This window comes from Lelliottia sp. F153 (genome assembly GCF_002870005.1).
In the GTDB taxonomy this organism is placed as follows: Bacteria; Pseudomonadota; Gammaproteobacteria; order Enterobacterales; family Enterobacteriaceae; genus Enterobacter; species Enterobacter nimipressuralis.
The window spans coordinates 121,674-144,506 of record NZ_PKFT01000006.1 but is presented as its reverse complement, the minus strand read 5'-3'; the positions used below and the strand labels follow the sequence as shown (position 1 = coordinate 144,506).

Annotated in this window: 21 protein-coding genes; 10 read left to right on the top strand and 11 right to left on the bottom strand. The window is 57.7% G+C overall.

Annotated elements, in window-relative coordinates:
- Nucleotides 1-2 precede the first annotated feature (2 nt).
- Entirely contained in the window at nt 3-545 is a 543-nt protein-coding gene (locus F153LOC_RS15130) for a TetR/AcrR family transcriptional regulator (RefSeq protein ID WP_100777056.1), read from the bottom strand.
- A gap of 80 nt (nt 546-625) precedes the next feature.
- Here F153LOC_RS15130 and F153LOC_RS15125 point away from each other — a divergent pair, with 80 nt between their 5' ends.
- Together F153LOC_RS15125 and F153LOC_RS15120 are read left to right on the top strand one after the other, a co-directional pair.
- Nucleotides 626-1,840, top strand: a complete 1,215-nt coding sequence (locus F153LOC_RS15125) for an MFS transporter (RefSeq protein WP_102105168.1) — start codon at nt 626-628, stop codon at nt 1,838-1,840.
- Nucleotides 1,830-2,642: a Cof-type HAD-IIB family hydrolase gene (locus tag F153LOC_RS15120; RefSeq protein WP_102105169.1), complete on the top strand. Its 813-nt coding sequence runs from the start codon at nt 1,830-1,832 to the stop codon at nt 2,640-2,642. Before F153LOC_RS15125 ends, F153LOC_RS15120 begins: the two co-directional genes overlap by 11 nt.
- Nucleotides 2,643-2,684: 42 nt before the next feature.
- Here F153LOC_RS15120 and F153LOC_RS15115 read toward each other — a convergent pair whose 3' ends face one another.
- Complete coding sequence (locus F153LOC_RS15115) at nt 2,685-3,914, bottom strand: MFS transporter (protein WP_102105170.1); 1,230 nt, start codon at nt 3,912-3,914, stop codon at nt 2,685-2,687.
- A 167-nt stretch (nt 3,915-4,081) separates the two neighbouring features.
- Between F153LOC_RS15115 and F153LOC_RS15110 the strand changes: the two genes are divergently transcribed.
- From F153LOC_RS15110 to deoR, 3 genes are all read left to right on the top strand, one after another.
- On the top strand, nt 4,082-4,810 hold the full coding sequence (locus F153LOC_RS15110; protein WP_102105171.1) for a phosphatase PAP2 family protein: 729 nt from the start codon (nt 4,082-4,084) through the stop codon (nt 4,808-4,810).
- A gap of 6 nt (nt 4,811-4,816) precedes the next feature.
- Nucleotides 4,817-5,425 (top strand): undecaprenyl-diphosphate phosphatase, encoded by a 609-nt coding sequence (gene ybjG / locus F153LOC_RS15105; RefSeq protein WP_100777061.1) that lies wholly within the window; start codon nt 4,817-4,819, stop codon nt 5,423-5,425.
- Between the two features lie 67 nt (nt 5,426-5,492).
- Nucleotides 5,493-6,251 carry a DNA-binding transcriptional repressor DeoR gene (deoR, locus tag F153LOC_RS15100; protein ID WP_102105172.1) on the top strand — a complete coding sequence of 253 codons (759 nt, stop codon included), beginning with the start codon at nt 5,493-5,495 and terminating at the stop codon, nt 6,249-6,251.
- Nucleotides 6,252-6,368: 117 nt separating this feature from the next.
- On the opposite strand, the gene dacC is transcribed toward deoR, so the two are convergent.
- Nucleotides 6,369-7,574, bottom strand: a complete 1,206-nt coding sequence (dacC, locus tag F153LOC_RS15095) for a serine-type D-Ala-D-Ala carboxypeptidase (protein ID WP_100780743.1) — start codon at nt 7,572-7,574, stop codon at nt 6,369-6,371.
- A 258-nt stretch (nt 7,575-7,832) separates the two neighbouring features.
- On the opposite strand from dacC, the gene F153LOC_RS15090 reads away from it, so the two are divergent.
- On the top strand, nt 7,833-8,459 hold the full coding sequence (locus F153LOC_RS15090) for a glutathione S-transferase family protein (RefSeq protein WP_102105173.1): 627 nt from the start codon (nt 7,833-7,835) through the stop codon (nt 8,457-8,459).
- Here the strand turns inward: F153LOC_RS15090 and F153LOC_RS15085 are convergent, their stop codons facing one another.
- The 7 genes from F153LOC_RS15085 to iaaA form a co-directional block, all read right to left on the bottom strand.
- A complete protein-coding gene (locus tag F153LOC_RS15085; protein ID WP_102105174.1) occupies nt 8,460-9,578 on the bottom strand; it encodes a PQQ-dependent sugar dehydrogenase in 1,119 nt (372 codons plus the stop codon). It abuts the gene before it with no gap.
- A 108-nt stretch (nt 9,579-9,686) separates the two neighbouring features.
- A complete protein-coding gene (gene bssR / locus F153LOC_RS15080; protein WP_102105175.1) occupies nt 9,687-10,070 on the bottom strand; it encodes a biofilm formation regulator BssR in 384 nt (127 codons plus the stop codon).
- A gap of 131 nt (nt 10,071-10,201) precedes the next feature.
- The gene (gsiD, locus tag F153LOC_RS15075) at nt 10,202-11,113 is read right to left on the bottom strand and encodes a glutathione ABC transporter permease GsiD (protein WP_095281372.1); all 912 of its coding nucleotides are present in this window, start codon (nt 11,111-11,113) and stop codon (nt 10,202-10,204) included.
- Nucleotide 11,114: 1 nt separating this feature from the next.
- Nucleotides 11,115-12,035 carry a glutathione ABC transporter permease GsiC gene (gene gsiC, locus F153LOC_RS15070; protein WP_100777066.1) on the bottom strand — a complete coding sequence of 307 codons (921 nt, stop codon included), beginning with the start codon at nt 12,033-12,035 and terminating at the stop codon, nt 11,115-11,117.
- A gap of 48 nt (nt 12,036-12,083) precedes the next feature.
- Nucleotides 12,084-13,622 (bottom strand): glutathione ABC transporter substrate-binding protein GsiB, encoded by a 1,539-nt coding sequence (gene gsiB, locus F153LOC_RS15065; protein WP_102105176.1) that lies wholly within the window; start codon nt 13,620-13,622, stop codon nt 12,084-12,086.
- Nucleotides 13,623-13,655: 33 nt separating this feature from the next.
- Nucleotides 13,656-15,521: a glutathione ABC transporter ATP-binding protein GsiA gene (gene gsiA / locus F153LOC_RS15060; RefSeq protein WP_102105177.1), complete on the bottom strand. Its 1,866-nt coding sequence runs from the start codon at nt 15,519-15,521 to the stop codon at nt 13,656-13,658.
- Nucleotides 15,522-15,532: 11 nt separating this feature from the next.
- A complete protein-coding gene (gene iaaA, locus F153LOC_RS15055; RefSeq protein ID WP_102105178.1) occupies nt 15,533-16,471 on the bottom strand; it encodes a beta-aspartyl-peptidase in 939 nt (312 codons plus the stop codon).
- 189 nt (nt 16,472-16,660) lie between these two features.
- Between iaaA and moeA the strand changes: the two genes are divergently transcribed.
- Nucleotides 16,661-17,893 carry a molybdopterin molybdotransferase MoeA gene (moeA, locus tag F153LOC_RS15050; protein WP_102105179.1) on the top strand — a complete coding sequence of 411 codons (1,233 nt, stop codon included), beginning with the start codon at nt 16,661-16,663 and terminating at the stop codon, nt 17,891-17,893.
- 1 nt (nt 17,894) lies between these two features.
- Nucleotides 17,895-18,647 (top strand): molybdopterin-synthase adenylyltransferase MoeB, encoded by a 753-nt coding sequence (gene moeB, locus F153LOC_RS15045; protein WP_102105180.1) that lies wholly within the window; start codon nt 17,895-17,897, stop codon nt 18,645-18,647.
- Between the two features lie 41 nt (nt 18,648-18,688).
- Here moeB and fsa read toward each other — a convergent pair whose 3' ends face one another.
- The gene (gene fsa / locus F153LOC_RS15040) at nt 18,689-19,351 is read right to left on the bottom strand and encodes a fructose-6-phosphate aldolase (RefSeq protein WP_102105258.1); all 663 of its coding nucleotides are present in this window, start codon (nt 19,349-19,351) and stop codon (nt 18,689-18,691) included.
- Nucleotides 19,352-19,477: 126 nt separating this feature from the next.
- Here fsa and F153LOC_RS15035 point away from each other — a divergent pair, with 126 nt between their 5' ends.
- Both F153LOC_RS15035 and F153LOC_RS15030 read left to right on the top strand, forming a co-directional pair.
- The gene (locus F153LOC_RS15035) at nt 19,478-20,377 is read left to right on the top strand and encodes a glycyl-radical enzyme activating protein (RefSeq protein WP_102105181.1); all 900 of its coding nucleotides are present in this window, start codon (nt 19,478-19,480) and stop codon (nt 20,375-20,377) included.
- A gap of 4 nt (nt 20,378-20,381) precedes the next feature.
- On the top strand, nt 20,382-22,814 hold the full coding sequence (locus tag F153LOC_RS15030; protein WP_102105182.1) for a formate C-acetyltransferase/glycerol dehydratase family glycyl radical enzyme: 2,433 nt from the start codon (nt 20,382-20,384) through the stop codon (nt 22,812-22,814).
- Nucleotides 22,815-22,833: the final 19 nt, after the last annotated feature.

Genomic DNA, 22,833 nt, shown 5'->3' with positions numbered 1-22,833 from the left:
TGCTAAAATCCTGCGATGCGCCTCACCATCGCCCTGATCTCTTCGCGTGACAGCGGCTCCCGGTCCGTCACAAAATGCAGGGTCATGCCCTCGATAAACGCATCGAGCGCACGCGTCGTCACCGGGTCAAACCACTGCTCAAGCGTGCTCTGGCTGGTTTGCATCCAGTCCTGCATCACTTTTTTTAGCGCCGGTTTACGGCTCATCAGCGCATACAGCTGGTACATCAGCTCCATATTGTGCGGCGTGGTCACTTCTGAGCTGTGGATCAGGGTGGTGATCGCTTCACAGGCCATTTCTGGACCGGTAACACCGGCAAAAAATTCGCGGTATTGCAGCGACATTTGTTGGGTAAATCCGGTAAACGCCTCTTCGAGCAGCGAGTCTATCCCGTCGAAATAATAGGTCATCGACCCCAGCGGCACACCCGCGCAGCTGGCAATTTTACGGTGCGTCACGGCATTGATGCCATGCTCTGCAATGGACTCCAGGGTGGCCTGAAGGATCCGCTCCCGACGCTGCGGATCGTTTGGTCGTCTGCTCATATTTTCCCCTTTCGGTTTGTGTACAAATGTACACAAACTTGCTAGTGTTGTCGCTATTGTTGTACTTCTGGTGCTCCTCAATGACGTTGATCTCTCCCCGTAAAGCCCTGCAGCGACGCCTGTGGGCACTGTTTATGTTCTTTTTCATCCCCGGATTGCTGATGGCGTCCTGGGCGACGCGCACCCCCGCGATCCGCGATATTCTGTCGGTCTCGACGGCAGAAATGGGCATCGTGCTGTTTGGTCTGTCGATCGGTTCGATGAGCGGTATTCTCTGCTCGGCATGGCTGGTGAAGCGCTTTGGTACGCGTAAAGTGATTCGTACCACCATGTGCAGCGCCGTGGTCGGCATGCTGATCCTCAGCGCCGCCCTGTGGTTTGCATCGCCGGTAATGTTTGCCTTTGGTCTGATGGTCTTTGGTGGCAGTTTTGGCGCAGCAGAAGTGGCGATTAACGTCGAAGGCGCCGCCGTCGAGCGCGAGCTGAATAAAACCGTTCTGCCGATGATGCACGGCTTCTACAGCCTCGGCACGCTGGCCGGTGCCGGTGTGGGCATGGCGTTGGCCGCCTTTGGGACCGCCGCGAGCCTGCACATTTTACTGGCGGCGCTGATCTGTATTTTGCCGATTTTGACCGGTATTACTTTCATTCCTGACGGCACGGGCAAAAACAGCGCGGAAGAGCAAAAGTCGACCGAGAAAGGGTTACCTTTTTATCGCGATATGCAGCTGATGCTGATTGGCGTAGTGGTGCTGGCGATGGCGTTTGCCGAAGGCTCCGCGAACGACTGGCTGCCGCTGCTGATGGTCGACGGCCACGGTTTTAGCCCTACTTCCGGTTCATTGATTTACGCCGGGTTTACCCTCGGGATGACCGTCGGGCGCTTTACCGGCGGCTGGTTTATCGATCGTTACAGCCGCGTAGCCGTGGTGCGCGCCAGCGCGATGATGGGCGCGCTCGGTATCGCGCTGATTATTTTTGTCGACGTGGACTGGATCGCCGGTGTTTCGGTCATTCTGTGGGGCGCCGGTGCGTCACTCGGATTCCCGCTCACCATTTCGGCCGCCAGCGATACCGGCCCGGACGCCCCGACGCGCGTCAGCGTGGTTGCCACCACCGGCTATCTCGCCTTCCTGGTCGGCCCGCCGCTGCTCGGGTTCCTCGGCGAACATTACGGGTTACGCAGCGCCATGCTGGTGGTGTTAGCCCTGGTCATTGTCGCCGCGCTGGTCGCAAAAGCCGTGGCAAAACCTACAACACAAGATTCAGCAATGGAGAAGGGATATGAGCGTTAAGTTAATCGCCGTCGACATGGATGGAACCTTCCTGAGCGACGACAAAACCTATAACCGTGAGCGCTTTCTGGCGCAGTATGCGTGCATGAAGGCGCAAGGTATTCGCTTTGTGGTTGCCAGCGGGAATCAGTATTACCAGCTCATCTCCTTTTTCCCGGAGATTGCCGATGAGATCGCTTTTGTCGCCGAAAACGGCGGCTGGGTGGTGAACGCTCGTGAAGATGTGTTTAACGGTGAACTCACCAAAAACCAGTTCGACACGGTGGCGCGTTTCCTCTGCTCTCTGCCGGAAGTGGAAGTGATCGCCTGCGGGAAGAGCAGCGCCTATACCCTGAAATCTTACGATGACAGTCTCAAAGAGATGGCGGCGAAGTATTACTATCGCCTGGAGATGGTTGATAACTTTGACCATCTTGACGACATCTTCTTTAAGTTTGGGCTGAATCTGCCGGACAGCGAAATCCCGCGCGTGCAGGCGATGATCCATCAGGAATTGAGCGACATTATGGTTCCTGTGACCACCGGCCATGGCAATATCGATCTGATAATTCCAGGCGTGCACAAGGCGAACGGACTGCGGATTTTGCAGCAGCACTGGGGTATCGACGATAGCGAAGTGGTAGCGTTTGGCGACAGCGGGAATGACGTTGAGATGCTGCGTCAGGCGGGCTTTAGCTTTGCGATGGCAAACGCCAAACCGCATATCAAAGCCGTGGCGCGTTTCGAAGCGCCGCACAATAACGACGAAGGCGTGCTGGACGTGATCGAAAAAGCGTTGAACGGGGAAGCGCCATTTAACTAGCACGCGAGTTGCCCGGTAAGCGTAACGCCACCGGGCAACAGCTTACTGTAACGCGCTGCCGACGCGTTTATCTTTCAGGAACATCACCATCAGCCCCAGCCACAGCACACCATTGGCGAGGTTAAACAGGCTGAACAGCCCGTTACCGCCAAAGCTGTAGGCGTGTTTACTGACTTCAATGCCCACCGTAAAGATCAGCATCTGCAGCATCCCCATTGCGGCGGATACGGTGCCTTTACTCATCTCGCTGGCAAACAGCGTCAGGCGCACCAGCCCGGCATTCGCCAGACCAATCCCAAAGGCATAAATACTCAGCCCGGCTGTCATCCACAGATAAGCGTGGGAAGAGGCGACGGTCGCCACCGCTGCAACCACTAACCCGGCCACAATCGGCCAGCCGCCCATAATGATCAGCGAACGCACGCTACGACGGGAAGTGAGGCGTGCCAGCACCAGGTTACCGATAATCAGCGCGCCAAAAACAGGCACCTGCAGCAGACCGTATTCGTAGCTGCTGAGCTTCTCGCCGCTAATAATAATGACCGGTGACTGGGCAATCCACGCCAGCAGCGGCAGACTGACAAATCCGGTCGCCAGCGCGCCCGCCACAAAGCGGCCATTTCTGAGCACCTCTTTGTAGTCGCGCCCCAGCTCTTTAAGAGACAGTTTTTCGCCCAGGCGGGTGGCGGTCTCTGGCATTGCTCGGTGCAAGCCGAAGAACGAAATCGCCGCCAGCGCCGCGAACAGCACAAACATCCCTTCCCACGGTGCAACGTGCACCCACGCCGCGCCCACCAGCGGGCCGAGTAGCGGCGCAATCAGCGCCACGTTTGCCATCAGGGCGGTGATTTTGATACACACCGCCTCCTCGAAGGACTCCTGAATAGCGGCATACCCCACGGCGCCGATAAAGCACAGGCTCACCCCCTGCAAGAATCGCAGTAGCGTGAATTGTTCAATCGTTTGTGCCAGCAGAATGGCGAGGCAGGTGACGATAAACCACACCACGCCGGTCAGCATCACCGGGCGACGGCCAATGCGATCCGACAGCGGCCCCAGCAGCCACTGCAAAAACATGCCGCCAGCCAGATAGGCGGTCATGGATGTCGGTACCCACTCGATCCCGGCGTTGTACTGCTCCACCACGGCCAGCATACCCGGCTGGATCATATCGTTGCCGATATAGGTGGAGAATTCGTAAAGCACCAGACACAGAGGGAAAAGTAACGCCTGACGACCCAGACGATTACCGGAAGAAGAACGGTTTAACATGCAGTCTCTTTTTGATGAAAAAATCGCGATGAGTTTAATGAAATGCCCGGTCGCGAGATAGTGAATTATCGAAGATAAACAGAAATAAAGCACATATCGTCGTCGTTTAAGGTTTCCTTAAGTTGACACCTTTATGATGGGCCTATTTCCCGTCAATGAACGTCATTATGGCTCAACATACTGCCCCTTCGGATTTATCTAAGTCACCGACAACTAAGATAAAACCCCTTTACCGTTTACCGGTGCGCTTTTATGGTTATCAGCTTTTCGCGCTACTGCTGATGGCGGTGCTGTTTACCTGGCTTTCGCGCGATGAGACGCTCGACCGCTGGATCACGGGTTTCTGGTATGACGCCGCCAGCCACCATTTCCCGCTGCAGCAAAACGCGCTGCTGGATCTGCTGAACCATCGACTGGCGAAGTACGTTGCGATTGCGACGGCGGCCGTGGCGCTGATTTATGGTGCATTGCGTCGCAACATGCCGCTGGTCACCGGAGCGCTGCTGATGGGCCTTGGCACCCTGGTGGTCGGTGTGCTGAAAAGTACCAGCCACCACAGCTGTCCGTGGGATCTGCTGGAGTACGGCGGCAAGGCGGTTTCGTATCCGCTGTTTAGCAGTACGCCTGATGGCAGCGGCCCCGGTCGTTGCTTCCCCGGCGGGCACGCATCGAGCGGCTTTATGGTGATGGGGCTGTTTTTCGCCTTCTGGCGCGAGCACCCTCGTCTGGCGTGGTGTTTCGTGGCGCTGGGTGCGGTGGCGGGCCTGACGATGGGCTTCGGCCAGGTCATGCGCGGCGCCCATTTCTTCTCACACAACCTGTGGGCAGGTTGGTGGGTTTGGTTTTCTCAGGTCGTGGCTTACGGCCTTGTTTCTGCCTGGTTTGCAAAAGAGTGAGTTGGAATGCTAGAGAATCTCAATTACGGACTGTTTTATCTGATTAATGCCACCCCGGCGTCACCGGAGTGGATGATTATTTTTGCCAAATTTGTGGCAAAGGATCTGATTAACATCGTGCCCTTGCTGATCGCGATACTCTGGCTGTGGGGGCCACGCAAGCAGGTCAGCGCGCAGCGTCAGCTGGTGATAAAGGTGGCGATGGCGCTGGCGGTTAGCATGACCGCCTCCTGGACGCTGGGGCATCTGTTCCCGCACGACCGTCCATTTGTCGATCATATCGGTTCGAACTTCCTGCACCATGCTGCTGACGACTCCTTCCCGAGCGATCACGGCACCGTGATTTTCACCTTCGCACTGGCCTTTTTGTTCTGGCACCGCGTCTGGTCGGGCGTGGTTCTGATGGCGATCGCACTCGGCATTGCCTGGTCGCGCGTCTATCTCGGCGTCCACTGGCCGCTGGATATGCTGGGCGGACTGCTGGTCGGAATGATGGGCTGCCTGAGTGCACAAATCCTGTGGAATATCATGGGACAGCAGATTTATCGCGGGCTGCAGCGCGTCTACCGTATCTGCTTTGCTCTTCCGATCCGCAAAGGCTGGATACGTGACTAATCCCGGTCCGACAGGTTACACTTGAACCCCCACATTGTGGGGGTTCACCTTTTCGCCCCGAGGATCTATGGAAACACGACGCGACGACCGCATCTCCCAGCTGCTGCAAGCCCTGAAGCGCAGCGATAAGCTGCATCTCAAAGAAGCTGCCACTCTGCTCGGCGTTTCCGAGATGACCATCCGTCGCGACCTGAACAGCGAGAGTGCCCCGGTGGTGCTGCTCGGCGGCTATATCGTGCTGGAGCCACGCAGCGGCAGCCACTATCTGCTGAGCGATCAAAAAACCCGCCTGGTTGAGGAAAAACGCAAAGCAGCACGGCTGGCCGCTTCCCTCGTGCAACCGCATCAGACCCTGTTTTTCGACTGCGGCACCACCACACCCTGGATTATCGAAGCCATCGATAACGCGCTGCCGTTCACGGCGGTGTGCTACTCCCTGAATACCTTTCTGGCTCTCCAGGAGAAACCTGAGTGTCGGGTGATCCTCTGCGGCGGTGAGTTTCACGCCAGCAACGCTATTTTCAAACCGTTGAATCTTCAGGACACCCTGAGCAATCTCTGTCCGGATATCGCCTTTTACTCAGCGGCAGGCGTGAGCGTGCGCCAGGGCGCAACCTGTTTTAACCTCGAAGAGTTAACGGTGAAGCACTGGGCGATGAACGCCGCGCAGTATCATGTGCTGGTGGTGGATCACAGCAAATTTGGCAAAGTACGTTCAGCAAGAATGGGCGATCTGGCACGCTTTGATGCGATTGTCAGCGACTGCCGCCCGGATGACGAGCTGGTCGCGCACGCCAAAGCGCAGCAGATTAAATTGATGTACTGAGTGGATGTTTTGCCGGGCTTAGCCGCCAGCGCGGCCTGATGCTCTCACCTTATCCCTCCCCCGTCGGGGGAGGAGGCAAACACTCAAAACGATAACCTTGCGGTTATCGTTTTGCTTTTATGAGAACCAGCTACCAAACCACGAGTGGAATTTCATCATCACGAAGTCCCACATCCGGCTGAAGAATCCACCCTCTTCCACCGCTTCCATCACGATCAGCGGACGCTGCTCAATGGATTTGCCGTTAAGCTGGAAATCGATCGTGCCGACCACCTGGCCCTTTTTCAGCGGCGCGGTCAGCTGTGGATCGGTCAGGGTGTAGCTCGCTTTCAGATTTTTCAACTGACCACGCGGGATCGTCACAGAACCCGCTTCACCCGCCCCCAGATTCACTTCACTCTTATCGCCGAACCAGACGCGCTGGCTGATAAAGGTCGCGTCAGGTTTAATTGGCGTCACCGTTTCGAAGAAGCGGAAGCCCCAGGTCAGCAGTTTTTCGGATTCATTAAAGCGGATGCGGTCGGTTTTGGTGCCGAGCACCACGGAGATCAAACGCATATCGCCCTGGGTCGCAGACGCCACCAGGTTATAGCCTGCGCCTGCGGTGGTGCCGGTTTTCATGCCGTCCACATTCACATTGCTGCTCCACAGCAGACGGTTGCGGTTCGGCTGGCGGATCTTGTTGAATGTAAACTCTTTCTCTTTATGGATGGCGTACTCATCCGGCACGTCGTGGATCAGCGCTTTGCCCAGCAGCGCCATATCGCGGGCGGTACTGAACTGCCCCGGCGCGTCCAGGCCGTGGACCGTTTTGAAGGTGGTTTTGGTCAGGCCGAGCTTTTGCGCGTAACCATTCATCAGGCCGATAAAGGAGTCCTGGCTGCCCGCGACGTAATCCGCCAGCGCGATACAGGCGTCGTTACCCGACTGAATAATCACCCCTTTATTCAGATCCGACACGGAAACCTGGTCACCCGGTTTCAGGAACATCACGGACGAACCGCGCAGGGCCGGGTTGCCGGTGGCCCAGGCGTCTTTGCCAATGGTCACCATGTCGTCGAGCTTAATTTTGTTTGCTTTGAGCGCCTGCCCGACCACGTAGCTGGTCATGATTTTGGTCAGACTGGCCGGATCGAGCTGTTCGTCCGCGTTGCCTTCCGCCAGCACTTTGCCGCTGGCGTAGTCCATCAGGATCCACGCGCGCGCGTCGACCGGAGGCGCTTCTGGTGCTGCCGTTTCAGCCGCAAAAAGTGTGGGGGAAAACAGGAAAAGCAGTGCGGAGCCTGCCGCCAGGCTGCGCAGAGAAGAAGTTGTATGCGTCATAAATGCCACCCGAGTGTCCTTTCTAAAAAATCACGTCACATCACCGTGTCGCAAGAAGCGATGAGTAATAACGTACTAATGAGTCTAAAGAAACCTAAACCAGGTAAAGTTTTTAAAGTTTACGCAATAACGGGCCGGGGTGCTGTCCCGGATGCGATTTTTTTGTCTTCTGTTGCGTAAATGTTAGGTTTATCTCACCATGTGCAATCGCAGGCTTTGATTCACCACTCAGGTTATTTCACTCATTCAGGAGTCAATATGATTACGCTGTGGGGCAGGAACAATTCAACCAACGTCAAGAAAGTGCTCTGGACGCTGGAAGAGCTGGATTTACCGTTTAACCAGATCATGGCCGGTTTGCAGTTTGGCGTGAATAACGATGCCGAGTATCTGGCGATGAACCCCAACGGACTGGTGCCGCTGCTGCGCGACGACGAAACCGACTTAACCCTATGGGAATCGAACGCCATTGTGCGTTATCTGGCAGCGCAGTACGGGCAAAACCGCCTGTGGGTGGACAATCCTGCGCGCCGTGCCGAGGGCGAAAAATGGATGGACTGGGCAAACCAGACGCTCTCCCCCGCGCACCGCCCGATCCTGATGGGCCTGGTCAGAACCCCCGAAGCCGAGCGTGATTATGCGGCGATCGACGCCGGAAAAGCGGCGTGCGAAAAACTGTTTGCCCTGCTGGATGACGCACTCGCGAACCAGCCATATCTCTCAGGCTCCGCGTTTGGCGTGGGCGATATCGCGGTCGCGCCGTTTATCTGGAACCTGACCAACATCGGTCTGGAGTGGGGATCGTATCCAAATCTGGAGCGCTGGTTCGCACAACTCAAAACGCGCCCGGCCTTCCAAAAAGCGATCATGATCCCCGTGAGCTAATCACGCCCCGGACGGGCTGACTTTTAACAGTTGCCCGTCTGATTCATCCGTTAATACATACAGATAGCCATCAGGCCCCACCCGCACATCGCGAATGCGGTTGCCTTTATCTCCCAGAATTCGTCCGTCCTCCGTCACCTTATTGCCGTCCACGCTCAGGACAATCACGTCTTTCTCTTTCAGCGCGCCCACGAACAGTTTGTTTTTCCACTGCGGGAAGACGTCGCTGTTGTAGAACGCCATGCCGCTCACCGCGGGCGATACTTTCCAGACAAACAGCGGCGGCTCTGTGCCTTCGACGTGCTCGCCTTTCGCTTCCGGAATTTTCAGGCCGCTGTAGTTAATTCCGTGCGTCGCCAGCGGCCAGCCGTAGTTTTTGCCTTTTTCAGGGATGTTGATCTCATCGCCGCCACGCGGGCCGTGCTCGTTCAGCCACAGCGCGTCGGTCAAGGGGTTCATCGCCATTCCCTGCGGATTGCGGATGCCGTAGGACCAGATTTCCGGGCGTGCGCCTGCTTTATCGACGAACGGATTATCTGCGGGCACTTTGCCCTGATCCGTCAGGCGTACCACTTTACCTTGCAGCTTATCCAGATCCTGCGCCGTCGCACGCTGATTGTTTTCACCCAAGCCGATAAACAGATAGCCTTTACCGTCGAACACCAGTCGCCCGCCGAAGTGATTTCCCGTCGACAGTTTTGGCATCTGGCGGAACACCACCTGGAAGGCCTCGACGCGCGAGAGATCCTCGCTCAGGCGGCCATATCCTACCGCCGTACCCGCTTTACTATCGTTACCGACTTCGGCGTAGCTGAGCCAGATGCGGCGCGACTGTTCAAAATCCGGAGCCAGCACCACGTCCAACAGACCGCCCTGCCCGCTATCCCACACTTTCGGTATCCCAACGATCGGATCTGACAGCCCTTTTCCCGCCTGCCAGTGCTTGAGCTGCCCGCCCCTGAGGGTGATCAGCATGCCCTGATTATCTGGCAAAAAGGCCAGCGACCACGGATGATCGAGTTTAGTTTGCAGCACATCGACGTTGACTGCGCCGGGTGCCGCCATTACGGAAGCGGAGAGAAAGAAGAGAGACAGAGGAATCAGCGAAGATCGGCGCATTACGCACTCCTTTTTTCGACGTTTGGCATAAAGAGTAGCCAGGCCGACCGGGCGCGTGAGCACTTTTACAAAAGCTTAATCAGAAGGGGGAGTCGCCTCCCCCGGAGTTTAGTGCTGATGGAGCGCGACGTGCTCTTTCAGGCACATAATGCAGAGAGTCAGTGTCGTCAGGGAGTGTTCCAGTTTCTCCGCGCTGACGGCGACAAACGTTGGACAATCATGGTGTCCGGTCATCAGGCATACGGCAGCTTTTGACAACGCGTCAGCCGCGCGTTGCAGGACAAGCTGTTCATCAGCGTCGTAATAATCCCGCAGGATCGGCGCTTTTTCACGCATGTAGTCACACAGTTCAAAACAATTATCGCGCAGATGGTCGCTTTCGCTGACTGACATATACCCTTTTGCCATCCTTAACTGCAGGTATGCCGCAAGGTCAATCCGGGCATTGATCAGCTTGTTCAGTAGATCGCGTTTCAGTCTGTCAACGGACATGCTATTTCCTCCCTTGTCAGCCATTGTGCACGATCAGAATAAGCTCATTTTTTGACCAGATTAATGCGTCAGGTCAATAAATCGTAACTGATTAACATTCTTTACAATGTTACAACGTCCAGCCCCCAGCCCTACCCTTTAATCTTCGGGTCCAGCGCGTCGCGCAGGCCGTCACCCAGCAGGTTAAAGGCCAGCACAGTGAAGAAGATCGCGAGGCTTGGGAAAATCGCCACGTGAGGCGCAATCACCATGTCAGCCCGCGCTTCATTGAGCATCGCGCCCCACTCCGGCGTCGGCGGCTGTGCGCCTAATCCCAGGAATGAGAGGCTCGCCGCTGAGATGATCGACACGCCGATACGCATGGTGAAATAGACCACAATGGATGAGACCGTGCCGGGCAGAATATGGTTAAACAAGATGGTCGCATCGCTGGCACCAATACTGCGCGCCGACTCGATAAACGTCTGTTGCTTCAGCACCAGCGTATTTCCGCGCACCAGACGGGCAAACGCCGGAATGGAAAAGACCGCCACGGCGATGATGACGTTAGCCATCCCGCTGCCCATTATTGCGACGACGGCGATCGCCAGCAAAATGCCGGGGAAGGCAAACAGCACGTCGCAGATACGCATGATGATGCGGTCCCACCAGCCTTCGTAGAACCCCGCCAGCAGCCCCAGCACCGTACCGATGGCAGCGCCAATCAGCACCGCGAAAACCCCCGCCGCGAGTGAGATTTGTGCACCGACCAGCACGCGGCTAAAGATATCGCGCCCGAGAGAGTCCACGCCAAACCAGTGCATCATTGACGGGCCATCGTTCAGTCGATCGTAATCGAAGTAGTTTTCGGCATCGAACGGCGTGATCCAGGGTGCCAGAATCGCCACTACGATCAGCAGCAGCACAAACAGTCCGGCGGTCATTGCCACCGGCTGACGACGAAATCGCCGCCAGAACTCCAGCCACGGCGTGCGGATATGGTCCGGTTTTAAACCCGGCATAGCCTTTAAAATGGCCTGACGACGCCAGTTAAACAATCGCATGTTACTTGTACCTGATAGCCGGGTTAATGGCGGCGTAGAGCACATCCACCACTAAGTTGATAAGAATAAATTCCAGTGAAAACAGCAGCACCTCTGCCTGAATCACCGGATAGTCGCGCATGTCGACGGAATCGACCAGCAAACGACCCAGCCCCGGCCAGTTAAAGACCTTCTCCACCACAATCGAACCGCCAAGCAGGAAGCCAAACTGCAGGCCCATCATCGTGACAACCGGAATCATCGAATTGCGCAGACCATGCTTGAGGATCACCCACTTTTCGCTCACGCCTTTGGCGCGCGCAGTGCGCATATAGTCTTCACTCAGCACATCGACGAACGAGGCGCGCGTAAAGCGCGCCATCACGGCGGCCACCGCTGCGCCTAAAGTGAGCGACGGCAGAATGTAGTGCTTCCACGTATCCGCCCCCACCGTCGGCAGCCAGCCCAGTTCGACGGAGAAGATCTGCATCAGCAGCATCCCCAGCGCAAACGCCGGGAAAGAGATCCCGGTGACGGCCAGTGCCATGCCGAGCTTATCCGGCCAGCGGTTGCGCCAGACGGCGGCAATAATCCCCGCGGCAAGACCAAAAATCATCGCCCAGATCATACTGGCAAGTGTGAGCCAGAACGTCGGCATAAAGCGGCTGGCAATCTCCTCAGAAACCGGACGTCGCGACACCATCGAGATGCCGAAATCGCCCTGCAACACGTTGGTGATGTAGTGCCAGAACTGCACGTACAGCGGCCGATCGAGACCCAGTTGCTGGCGCACCATGTCGATCACCGTCGCATCCGCCTCCGGCCCGGCGATGAGTCGCGCCGGATCGCCGGGCAGCATATGGACGAACAGAAACACCAGCACCGCCACAATCAGTAGCGTTGGGATCAGCCCCAGCAGGCGTTTAAAAACGTAATTCAGCATGCCTTTCCCTCTCATCCCGCAGACTATCGCCTGCGGGAATGAGTTCTGTTATTTCAAATCCGCGTCTTCAAAACTGAAGCCCGTATCCGGCATGATGTAGAACCCGGTCAGCGCCTTGTTGTGGGCGGAAACCAGTTTTTCCACCACCAGCGGCACCCACGGCGACTCTTTCCACAGAATATCCTGAGCATCCTTGTACAGACGCGCTTTCTCGTCGGTTTTGGTGGTTTTCAGGGCATCCGTCAGATCTTTATCCACCTGCGGATTGCTGTAGAACGCGGTGTTGAACTGCGTCGGCGGCCAGTTCTGCGAGGCAAACAGCGGCGAGAGCGCCCAGTCTGCTTCACCCGTTGATGCCGTCCAGCCGGTGTAAAACATGCGCACACCGCTCTCTTTCTGCCCTTTGCCTTCCACTTCCGCCGCGCGCTGGCCCGCGTCCATCGCTGTCAGCTGCGCTTTGATGCCCACCTGCGCCAGCTGCTGCTGGGTGAACTGCAGCACTTTCTGCGCGGTGCTGTGATTATGGGATGACCACAGCGTAGTGCTAAAGCCGTTCGGGAAACCGGCCTCTTTCAGCAACTCGCGCGCTTTCGCCGGATCGTAAGGCCAGGGTTTGTAGCTCTGGGCGTAGGCAATCGACGGCGGCACAATGCCCGTCGCCGGGGTCGCATAGCCCGCAAAAGCCACTTTCACCAGCGCCTGACGGTTAATGGCGTAGTTGATCGCCTCGCGCACTTTTGGATTATCAAACGGCTTTTGCGTCACGTTCATGCTGATGTAGCGCTGCATGATCGACGGGCTGGCCACCAGCTCCAGCTTGCTGTTTTTCTCAAGGATTGCCGCCTGCTCGTAAGGGATCGGGAAAGCAAACTGCGCTTCGCCGGTTTGCAGCATCGCCGCACGGGTGTTGTTGTCGACAACAGGACGCCAGGTAATAGAGTCCAGTTTCGGCAGGCCCTTCTGCCAGTATCCGGCGAATTTCTTCACCTTCACGAAATCGGTCTGATTCCAGGTCACCAGCTCGTACGGCCCGGTGCCGACCGGATGGAAACCAATCTCTTTGCCGTATTTTTTCAGCGCTTCCGGGGAGATCATTGCCGTCGCCGGGTGCGCCAGAATATTGATAAACGCCGAGAACGGCTCTTTGAGGGTGATTTTCACCGTCGTCGGATCGACGGCCTCGGTGCTGGCGATGTTTTTGTAGAGGTTATAGCGCTTGAGACTGTTGTCTTTGTTGCTGGCGCGATCGAGGTTCACCTTCACGGCTTCAGCAGTGAAATCAGTTCCATCCTGGAACTTCACGCCGCTGCGCAGTTTGATGGTGTAGACCAGCCCGTCATCGGAGACGGTATAGCTTTCGGCCAGCACGTTCTTCAGCTTCATCTCTTTATCAAGGCCAAACAGCCCCTGATAGAACGACTTCGCCACCGCCTGCGACAGCGTATCGTTTGCGTCATACGGGTCCAGCGTGGTGAAGTTGGACGCTACGGCGACCACCACATCTTTGGCCGCAAACGCAGGCGTTGCCGCCAGCGCGGCCGTCACGCTCGCGGCTAACAGCCATGAACGAGCAACAAATTTTGTCATTGTATTCTCCTGTTGTTCCCTGTCTGTCAAAAGCTATAAGCGTGAAAAGGCGTTGTGTTGATGCGGCGGTGCCACGAAATGTCCGGGGCCCACTTCGCGCAGGACCACACGCTCCGTCGCCTCGCCGCGTTTACGAATATTGCCCGGCATCTCATCCTGCAACAGCACGCGGTGGCCGTGCCGGTGCGCCGGATCGGCCACCGGAACGGCGGCCATCAGTTTGCGGGTGTACGGGTGCTGCGGGTTTTCAAACACCGCGCGGCGCGGGCCAATCTCCACGATTTGTCCCATGTACATCACCGCCACGCGATGGCTGATGCGCTCTACCACCGCCATATCGTGTGAGATAAACAAAAAAGCGATGCCCAGCTCGCGCTGGAGATCGAGCAGTAAATTGATGATTTGTGCGCGGATGGAGACATCCAGCGCCGAGACGGATTCGTCGGCAATCACCACCTTCGGATTCAACGCCAGCGCGCGGGCAATGCAGATGCGCTGACGCTGTCCGCCGGAAAATTCGTGCGGGTAACGCCAGGCATGTTCCGGCTTTAACCCCACGCGTTCCAGTAACCAGGCGACGCGCCGCTGCCCCTCTTCGCCTTTCAGCAGGCCATGCACCCGCAACGGCTCCATGATCGAGTAGCCGACCGTCTGGCGCGGATCGAGGGAAGCATAAGGGTCCTGGAAGATAAACTGAATATCCCGGCGCAGGTGCTGTAGTTTGCTGGCAGGCAACGTGTCGATGCGCTCACCGTTAAAGGTAATGCTGCCCTCCTGGGAGTCGACCAGACGCAGCAGCGCCCGTCCGGTGGTGGATTTCCCGCAGCCCGATTCGCCCACCAGCGCCAGGGTTTCGCCCGGCCACAGGTCGAAACTGACGTTTTCCACCGCGTGCACTTCGCGCTTTACGCGGTTAAGCAGCCCGCCGCGCAGCGGGAAACGGGTCACCAGATCGCGCACCTGCAGAATCGGCTCGCCCGGTACTACCGTGTCTTGTTCGGTCTCTTCGCTTTGCGCCACGCCCGGCGAAAGCAGCGGGAAACGACGTGGCAAATCGCTGCCGTTCATCGCCCCGAGACGCGGAACCGCCGCCAGCAGCGCTTTGGTGTAGGGGTGTTCCGGCGCGTGGAAGATCTGCTCCACGCTGCCCGTTTCAACGGCCTCGCCCTGGTACATCACCAGCACCCGGTCGGCGATATCCGCCACCACGCCCATATCGTGGGTGATAAAAATCACCCCCATCTCCATCTCCTGTTGCAGCACTTTGATGAGCTGCAGGATTTGCGCCTGAATGGTCACATCCAGCGCAGTGGTTGGCTCGTCGGCGATGAGGACCGCCGGGCGGCACGACAGCGCCATGGCGATCATCACCCGCTGGCGCATGCCGCCGGAGAGCTGATGCGGGTAACGCCCGAGAATGGTTTGCGCTTCCGGAATACGCACCAGATCCAGCATGCGCTTGGCTTCTGCCAGCGCCTGCTCGCGGGATAATCCCTGGTGCAGGCGGATAGATTCGGCAATCTGCTCCCCCACCGGAAACACCGGATTGAGCGAGGTCATCGGCTCCTGGAAAATCATCGCCATGTCCGCGCCGCGCACGCTCTGCATTTGCGACTGGCTCAGCTCGGTGAGATCGATGACCTGCTGGTTGCGACGGCGCAAAAGCAGGCTGTCACAGTTGATCATCCCGCCGGCCTGCTCCAGCAAACGCATCAGCGACAGGGCCGTGACGGATTTACCGGAACCGGATTCACCGACAATCGCCAGCGTTTCGCCTCGCTTGAGAGAGAACGAAAGCTGTTTTACCGCCGGGACAGGCCGCCGCTCTTCCTGAAACGCGATGTTCAGGTTGTGGACGGCCAGAACTTCCCGGCTATCCAGATCGTTACTGTGCGGCACGCAGGCTCCCCTTATTCACGATAAATTCCCGTCGAGGGTGCATCGCCCGCATAACCCCAGGCGCGATACATCCCTTCACTGTTAAACGGCAACGCGACGTTGCCTTCACGATCCACAGCAATCAGCCCGCCGCTGCCGCCGAGCGCCGGGAGTTTTTCCATCACCACGCGCTCGCAGGCCTCGGCCAGACTTAAGTTTCCGTAATCCATCAAGGCGGCAATGTCATACGCCGCGAGCGTGCGGATAAACACTTCGCCCGTACCGGTGCAGGACACGGCCACATTGGCGTTGTTGGCGTAACATCCCGCGCCCGGCAGAGGGCTGTCCCCGACCCGGCCCGGTAATTTGTTGGTCATTCCGCCGGTAGAGGTGGCCGCCGCGAGATTGCCCGCTTTGTCCAGCGCCACCGCTCCAACGGTACCCATTTTGGTGCTCTCATCGAGCGGTGCCACATGATCGAGCTGAGTGATCCCGGCGCTGCGCGCGTCCAGTAATTGCTGATAACGCTCGGGCGTCGAGAAGGTCTCAGCAGGCACCCGTTCCATGCCGTTTTCTGCGGCAAACTGCTCCGCGCCAGCTCCCGTCATCAGGACGTGCGGGCTTTGCTCCATCACCAGACGCGCCGCCAGAATCGGGTTACGCAGATGGCTGACACCCGCCACCGCACCGGCTTTCAGGCTATTGCCGTCCATCACGCAGGCGTCCAGTTCGTGGGTTTCGTCGCGAGTAAATACCGACCCAATGCCCGCGTTAAACAGCGGACACTCTTCCAGCAAACGTACCGCCTCGGTGACGACATCAAGCGCGCTCTCGCCCGCCTCCAGCATCCGCTGGCCCGTTTCAACAATGGCAGAAAGCGCGTCAACGTAGCGTTTTTCCTGCTCCGGACTCAGCTTCGCACGGGTAATCGCCCCTGCGCCGCCGTGAATTGCGATCACCGCATTAACCATTTCCATCACCCATCAGCACAGAGGCGCTGCTTTTTCTATAAATATCATTATCGTTGTCAGATCTTCAGACGAATTTTGAATATAGAAAGACGCAAGGGTGATGTAAAGACTACACCCTCTGTGTCATACAGTTAGGGGCACTTTTCTGTCATAATGCCCGCTTTCGCTGTTATCCCGCAGGAGTAAACCATGGATTTTACCGCCGGACTGATGCCGCTTGAAACGGCACTCACGCAGATGCTCGCCCCCGTCACCCCGTTGAAAGAGCACGAAACGCTGCCTTTGCTGCGCGGCTTTGGGCGAGTGCTGGCGCGCGACGTTGTCTCTCCGCTCAATGTGCCGGGGTTTGATAACTCGGCGATGGACGGTTACGCGGTGCGCCTTGCAGATATTCAGGCGGGAAATGCCTTACCGGTCGCCGGAAAAGCCTTCGCCGGTCAGCCGTTCGCGGGTGAGTGGCCACAGGGGACATGCATTCGCATCATGACCGGTGCGCCAGTGCCTGACGGGTGCGACGCGGTGGTGATGCAGGAAGAGACCGAACAGACCGACGCGGGCGTGCGTTTTACCGCCAGTGTTAAAGCGAATCAGAACATCCGCCGCGCCGGGGAAGATATCGCCCAGGGCGCAACGGTGTTCGCCGCAGGAACTAAACTGACAGTCGCAGAGCTGCCGGTGCTGGCCTCTCTCGGCATTGCGGAGATCGACGTGGTACGCAAGGTGCGCGTCGCGCTCTTCTCGACGGGCGACGAACTGCAGCTGCCGGGCCAGCCTTTGCAGGCGGGCCAAATCTACGACACCAACCGTCTGGCCGTGCATCTGATGCTGGAACAGCTGGGCTGCGAGGTGATCAACCTCGGTATCATTCCAGACGATCCGCAAAAACTGCGCACGGCCTTTATCGAAGCGGATAACGCAGCCGACGTAGTGATAAGTTCCGGCGGCGTCTCCGTCGGCGAAGCGGATTACACCAAAACCATTCTCGATGAGCTGGGCGAAATCAGCTTCTGGAAACTGGCGATTAAACCGGGCAAGCCGTTTGCCTTTGGCACACTGGCTAACAGCTGGTTCTGCGGTCTGCCGGGCAATCCGGTTTCGGCGGCACTGACCTTTTATCAGCTGGTGCAGCCGCTGCTGGCAAAACTCTCCGGCGATAACGCCTCAGGCTTGCCTCCTCGCCAGCGCGTGCGGGCGGCGACGCGACTGAAAAAGTCCCCGGGGCGTCTGGATTTCCAGCGCGGTATTCTGACACGTAACGCCGACGGCGAGCTGGAAGTGAGCACCACCGGGCATCAGGGCTCGCATATCTTTAGCTCATTCAGCCAGGGTAACTGCTTCATCGTGCTGGAGCGTGATCGCGGCAACGTCGAAGCCGGTGAATGGGTTGAGGTGGAAGCCTTTAACCATCTGTTCGGAGGCTAAAATGGCGGTGGAGCTGAACGATCAGGAGATGCTGCGTTATAACCGTCAGATTGTCCTGCGCGGGTTTGATTTCGACGGGCAGGAAGCGCTAAAGGCGGCGAACGTGCTGGTCGTTGGCCTTGGCGGGCTGGGCTGTGCCGCCGCGCAGTATCTGGCGGCAGCGGGCGTTGGCAGGATGACGCTGCTGGATTTCGATACGGTATCGGTGTCGAACTTACAGCGCCAGACTCTGCACAGCGACGCGACCGTTGGCGAGCCGAAAGTGATCTCGGCGCGCGATGCCCTGGCGCGGATCAACCCAAATGTTCACTTTACCCTCATTGATGCGATGCTGGACGATGCCGCGCTGTCCGCCCACATCGCGCAGCACGATATTGTGCTCGATTGCACCGACAACGTGGCGGTGCGCAATCAGCTCAACGCGGGTTGTTTTGCCCATAAAACACCGCTGATCTCCGGGGCGGCGATCCGCATGGAAGGGCAGATCAGCGTCTTTACCTATGCGGATGGCGAGCCGTGCTATCGCTGCTTGAGCCGACTGTTTGGCGAGAACGCCCTCACCTGCGTGGAAGCAGGCGTCATGGCGCCGCTGGTGGGGGTGATCGGTTCACTGCAGGCGATGGAAGCGATTAAAGTGCTGGCCCATTACGGCACACCTGCCGCAGGAAAAATCCTGATGTACGACGCGATGACCTGTCAGTTTCGTGAGATGAAATTGATGCGTAATCCAGGCTGCGAGGTATGCGGGGGGTAACGCTTACCGGGTGAGGCGACGCCTGCACCCGGTTTATTGGGTCAAATCGACGTGCGCCCAAACGCGGTCTGCCAGTCCTGCTCAAACTTCACTACCGCCGCATCCACCGCCGGAGAGCTAATAAACTGCTGCGCCACGTCCAGCGGCAGGGTGATAGATTCACACCCGGCCAGCAGGCAGTCCAGCGCCTGACGCGGTGTTTTGAAGCTGGCGGCCAGCACTTTAGCGTGCGGCGCGTGCAGCGTCAGCAGCTGCTGGAGTTCCACCACGGTCTGAATTCCGTCACCGCCCTGAGCATCAAGGCGATTCACATAGGGTGCGACATAATCCGCGCCCGCTAATGCCGACAGCATCCCTTGCGCCGCGCCATACACTGCCGTCCCAAGCGTTGGGATCCCTTCCGCTTTCAGCATTTTGATTGCCGCCAGCCCTTCTGCCGTAACCGGCACTTTTACCACCAGATCGTTAATGATGGCGCGCAGTTTACGTGCGTCTTCCACCATGCCCTCTGCGGTCGTCGCCATCACTTGGGCAAACAGACGCCCTTTTCCGCCGAGCGCGTCATGCAGCTCCGGCAGGAGCACCTCCAGCGGCTTTTTACCTGCTGCGACGATGCTCGGGTTGGTCGTTACACCGGCTAACGGGAAAACGCGTGCCAGTTTTTTGACTGCGGCTACGTCAGATGTGTCGAGATAAAATTCCATGATGTCACCCTCAAAATTAACCTGCCGTAACACTACCACGTAAAAACCTTCCTCAGAGTTGACGCACATCAAAATAACTTTCATTCGAAAGTTATTTAATCTTCATACGCAACAAGAGGCGAAAATATGATCTTCAATATTCAGCGTTACTCCACCCACGACGGCCCAGGTATTCGTACCGTGGTGTTCCTGAAAGGCTGCTCCCTCGGCTGTCGCTGGTGTCAGAACCCGGAGAGCCGCTCCCGCACGCGGGATGTGTTGTTCGATGCCCGCCTGTGCCTCGAAGGCTGCGACCTGTGTCAGCAGGCTGCGCCAGGGATTATCGACCGTGCGCTGAACGGAGTGATCATCCATCGCGAAAAACTCAATGACGCCCATCTCGACGCCCTCACCGACTGCTGCCCGACCCAGGCGCTGACGGTCTGTGGGGAAGAGAAACAGGTGGCCGATATTATGGCAACCGTCCTGCGCGATAAACCTTTTTACGATCGCAGCGGCGGGGGTATTACCCTCTCCGGCGGCGAACCCTTTATGAGCCCGGAGCTGGCCCATTCTCTGTTTAAAGCCAGCCAAGATCAGGGCATTCATACGGCGGTCGAAACCTGTCTGCATGTGCCATGGCACTATATCGAACCGTCGTTACCCTATGTCGATCTGTTCCTCGCCGATCTTAAGCATGTCGATGGCGAGGTGTTTAAACAGTGGACTGACGGCTCGGCAAAACGGGTGCTGGAGAACTTAAAACGCCTGGCTGCTGCCGGAAAACAGCTGACCATTCGCGTCCCGCTGATTCAGGGCTTTAACGCCGATGAAGCGTCGATTAAAGCCATCACCCGTTTTGCCGCCGACGAACTGAACGTCCGCGATATCCACTTTTTGCCGTACCACACCCTTGGCATGAACAAATACACCCTGCTCGGCCAACCCTACTCTGCCCCTGACAAACCGCTCGATAACCCTGAGTTACTGGAGTTTGCCCAACAGTATGCGGCCCAGAATGGGTTAACTGCGACCCTACGAGGATAAAGATATGACACAGCTGAATCTGAACACCCTGACAGACCGCATTAAGGCGCACAAAACCGCTCTGGTGCATATCGTGAAACCGCCAGTTTGTACCGAGCGCGCGCAGCATTACACCGAAATGTACCAGCAGCACATGGACAAACCGATCCCGGTGCGTCGCGCGCTGGCGCTGGCGCATCATCTGGCAAAACGCACCATCTGGATCAAACACGACGAGCTGATTATCGGCAACCAGGCAAGCGAAGTGCGCGCCGCGCCAATCTTCCCGGAATACACCGTTTCGTGGATTGAAAAAGAGATCGACGATCTGGCCGACCGTCCGGGCGCTGGCTTTGCGGTGAGCGAAGAGAACAAGCGCGTGCTGCACGATGTCTGCCCATGGTGGCGCGGCCAGACGGTACAGGATCGCTGCTACGGTATGTTTACCGACGAGCAAAAAGGGCTGCTGGAAACCGGCATCATCAAAGCCGAAGGCAACATGACCTCCGGCGATGCGCACCTGGCGGTGAACTTCCCGCTGCTGCTGGAGAAAGGTCTCGACGGCATGCGCGCAAAAGTCGCGGAGCGCCGTACCCGCATCAACCTGACCGTGCTGGAGGATTTGCACGGCGATCAGTTCCTGAAAGCGATTGATATCGTACTGGAAGCCGTCACGCTGCACATTCAGCGCTTTGCCGATCTGGCGCGTGAGATGGCGAAAAATGAGATCCGCGAAAACCGCCGCAACGAGCTGCTGGCAATGGCGGAAAACTGCGATGTCATTGCCCACCAGCCGCCAAAAACCTTCTGGCAGGCGCTACAGCTGTGCTATTTCATCCAGCTGATCCTGCAAATTGAGTCCAACGGCCACTCGGTCTCCTTCGCGCGTATGGACCAGTATCTCTATCCGTACTACCGCCGCGACGTGGAGCTGAATCAGTCCCTCGACCGTGAACATGCGATTGAGCTGCTGCACAGCTGCTGGCTGAAGCTGCTGGAAGTGAACAAAATCCGTTCCGGCTCGCACTCTAAAGCCTCGGCGGGTAGCCCGCTGTATCAGAACGTCACCATTGGCGGTCAGAAACTGGTGAACGGCGAGCCGATGGACGCGGTGAACCCCCTCTCCTACGCGATTCTTGAATCCTGCGGACGCCTGCGCTCCACCCAGCCAAACCTGAGCGTGCGTTATCACGCGGGCATGAGCAACGACTTCCTCGACGCCTGCGTGCAGGTGATCCGCTGCGGCTTCGGGATGCCCGCGTTTAACAACGACGAAATCGTCATCTCCGAGTTCATTAAACTCGGCGTGGAAAAAGAGGACGCCTACGATTACGCGGCAATTGGCTGCATCGAAACCGCCGTCGGCGGCAAGTGGGGCTATCGCTGCACCGGAATGAGTTTTATCAACTTCGCGCGCGTGATGCTGGCGGCGATGGAAGGTGGCCGCGACGCCACCAGCGGCAAGGTGTTCCTGCCGCAGGAGAAAGCGCTGTCTGCGGGCAATTTCGACAACTTCGACGAGGTGATGGCCGCCTGGGATAACCAGATCCGCTACTACACCCGCAAATCGATTGAAATTGAGTATGTGGTCGACACCATGCTGGAAGAGAACGTGCACGATATTCTCTGCTCGGCGCTGGTGGACGACTGCATCGAACGCGCGAAAAGCATCAAGCAAGGCGGCGCGAAGTATGACTGGGTATCGGGTTTGCAGGTGGGTATCGCCAACCTCGGCAACAGCCTCGCCGCCGTGAAAAAGCTGGTGTTCGAGCAGGGAGCGATTGGTCAGCAGCAGCTGGCGAAAGCGCTGGCGGAGGACTACGAAGGTCTGACGCATGAGCAGCTGCGCCAGCGTTTGATCAACGGCGCGCCGAAATACGGTAACGACGATGACAGCGTGGATCTGCTGCTGGCCCGTGCGTATGAGACGTATATTGAAGAGCTAAAGCAGTATCACAACCCGCGCTACGGTCGTGGTCCGATTGGCGGGAATTACTACGCCGGTACGTCGTCCATCTCCGCGAACGTGCCGTTTGGCGCCGCAACCATGGCAACGCCGGATGGCCGTAAGGCGCATACTCCGCTGGCGGAAGGGGCCAGTCCGGCATCCGGTACCGACCACCTCGGGCCGACGGCGGTGATCGGTTCCGTCGGCAAACTGCCAACGGAGGCGATTCTGGGCGGCGTGCTGCTGAACCAGAAGCTGAACCCGGCGACGCTGGAGAACGATTCGGACCGTCAGAAGCTGATGATTCTGCTGCGGACCTTCTTCGAGGTGCATAAGGGGTGGCATATTCAGTACAACATCGTGTCACGCGAAACGCTGCTGGAAGCGAAGAAACACCCTGACCAGTACCGTGACCTGGTGGTGCGCGTCGCGGGCTATTCCGCCTTCTTCACCGCCCTGTCGCCGGATGCGCAGGACGACATTATTGCGCGTACCGAGCATACGCTGTAATTTCCACCCGCAACCCCTC

Bases quoted from the DNA above. Each gene is read 5' to 3' on its own strand.
- F153LOC_RS15130 (WP_100777056.1), bottom strand. From the start codon at position 545: ATGAGCAGACGACCAAACGATCCGCAGCGTCGGGAGCGGATCCTTCAG.
- F153LOC_RS15125 (WP_102105168.1), top strand. From the start codon at position 626: ATGACGTTGATCTCTCCCCGTAAAGCCCTGCAGCGACGCCTGTGGGCA.
- F153LOC_RS15120 (WP_102105169.1), top strand. From the start codon at position 1,830: ATGAGCGTTAAGTTAATCGCCGTCGACATGGATGGAACCTTCCTGAGC.
- F153LOC_RS15115 (WP_102105170.1), bottom strand. From the start codon at position 3,914: ATGTTAAACCGTTCTTCTTCCGGTAATCGTCTGGGTCGTCAGGCGTTA.
- F153LOC_RS15110 (WP_102105171.1), top strand. From the start codon at position 4,082: ATGGCTCAACATACTGCCCCTTCGGATTTATCTAAGTCACCGACAACT.
- ybjG (WP_100777061.1), top strand. From the start codon at position 4,817: ATGCTAGAGAATCTCAATTACGGACTGTTTTATCTGATTAATGCCACC.
- deoR (WP_102105172.1), top strand. From the start codon at position 5,493: ATGGAAACACGACGCGACGACCGCATCTCCCAGCTGCTGCAAGCCCTG.
- dacC (WP_100780743.1), bottom strand. From the start codon at position 7,574: ATGACGCATACAACTTCTTCTCTGCGCAGCCTGGCGGCAGGCTCCGCA.
- F153LOC_RS15090 (WP_102105173.1), top strand. From the start codon at position 7,833: ATGATTACGCTGTGGGGCAGGAACAATTCAACCAACGTCAAGAAAGTG.
- F153LOC_RS15085 (WP_102105174.1), bottom strand. From the start codon at position 9,578: ATGCGCCGATCTTCGCTGATTCCTCTGTCTCTCTTCTTTCTCTCCGCT.
- bssR (WP_102105175.1), bottom strand. From the start codon at position 10,070: ATGTCCGTTGACAGACTGAAACGCGATCTACTGAACAAGCTGATCAAT.
- gsiD (WP_095281372.1), bottom strand. From the start codon at position 11,113: ATGCGATTGTTTAACTGGCGTCGTCAGGCCATTTTAAAGGCTATGCCG.
- gsiC (WP_100777066.1), bottom strand. From the start codon at position 12,035: ATGCTGAATTACGTTTTTAAACGCCTGCTGGGGCTGATCCCAACGCTA.
- gsiB (WP_102105176.1), bottom strand. From the start codon at position 13,622: ATGACAAAATTTGTTGCTCGTTCATGGCTGTTAGCCGCGAGCGTGACG.
- iaaA (WP_102105178.1), bottom strand. From the start codon at position 16,471: ATGGTTAATGCGGTGATCGCAATTCACGGCGGCGCAGGGGCGATTACC.
- moeA (WP_102105179.1), top strand. From the start codon at position 16,661: ATGGATTTTACCGCCGGACTGATGCCGCTTGAAACGGCACTCACGCAG.
- moeB (WP_102105180.1), top strand. From the start codon at position 17,895: ATGGCGGTGGAGCTGAACGATCAGGAGATGCTGCGTTATAACCGTCAG.
- fsa (WP_102105258.1), bottom strand. From the start codon at position 19,351: ATGGAATTTTATCTCGACACATCTGACGTAGCCGCAGTCAAAAAACTG.
- F153LOC_RS15035 (WP_102105181.1), top strand. From the start codon at position 19,478: ATGATCTTCAATATTCAGCGTTACTCCACCCACGACGGCCCAGGTATT.
- F153LOC_RS15030 (WP_102105182.1), top strand. From the start codon at position 20,382: ATGACACAGCTGAATCTGAACACCCTGACAGACCGCATTAAGGCGCAC.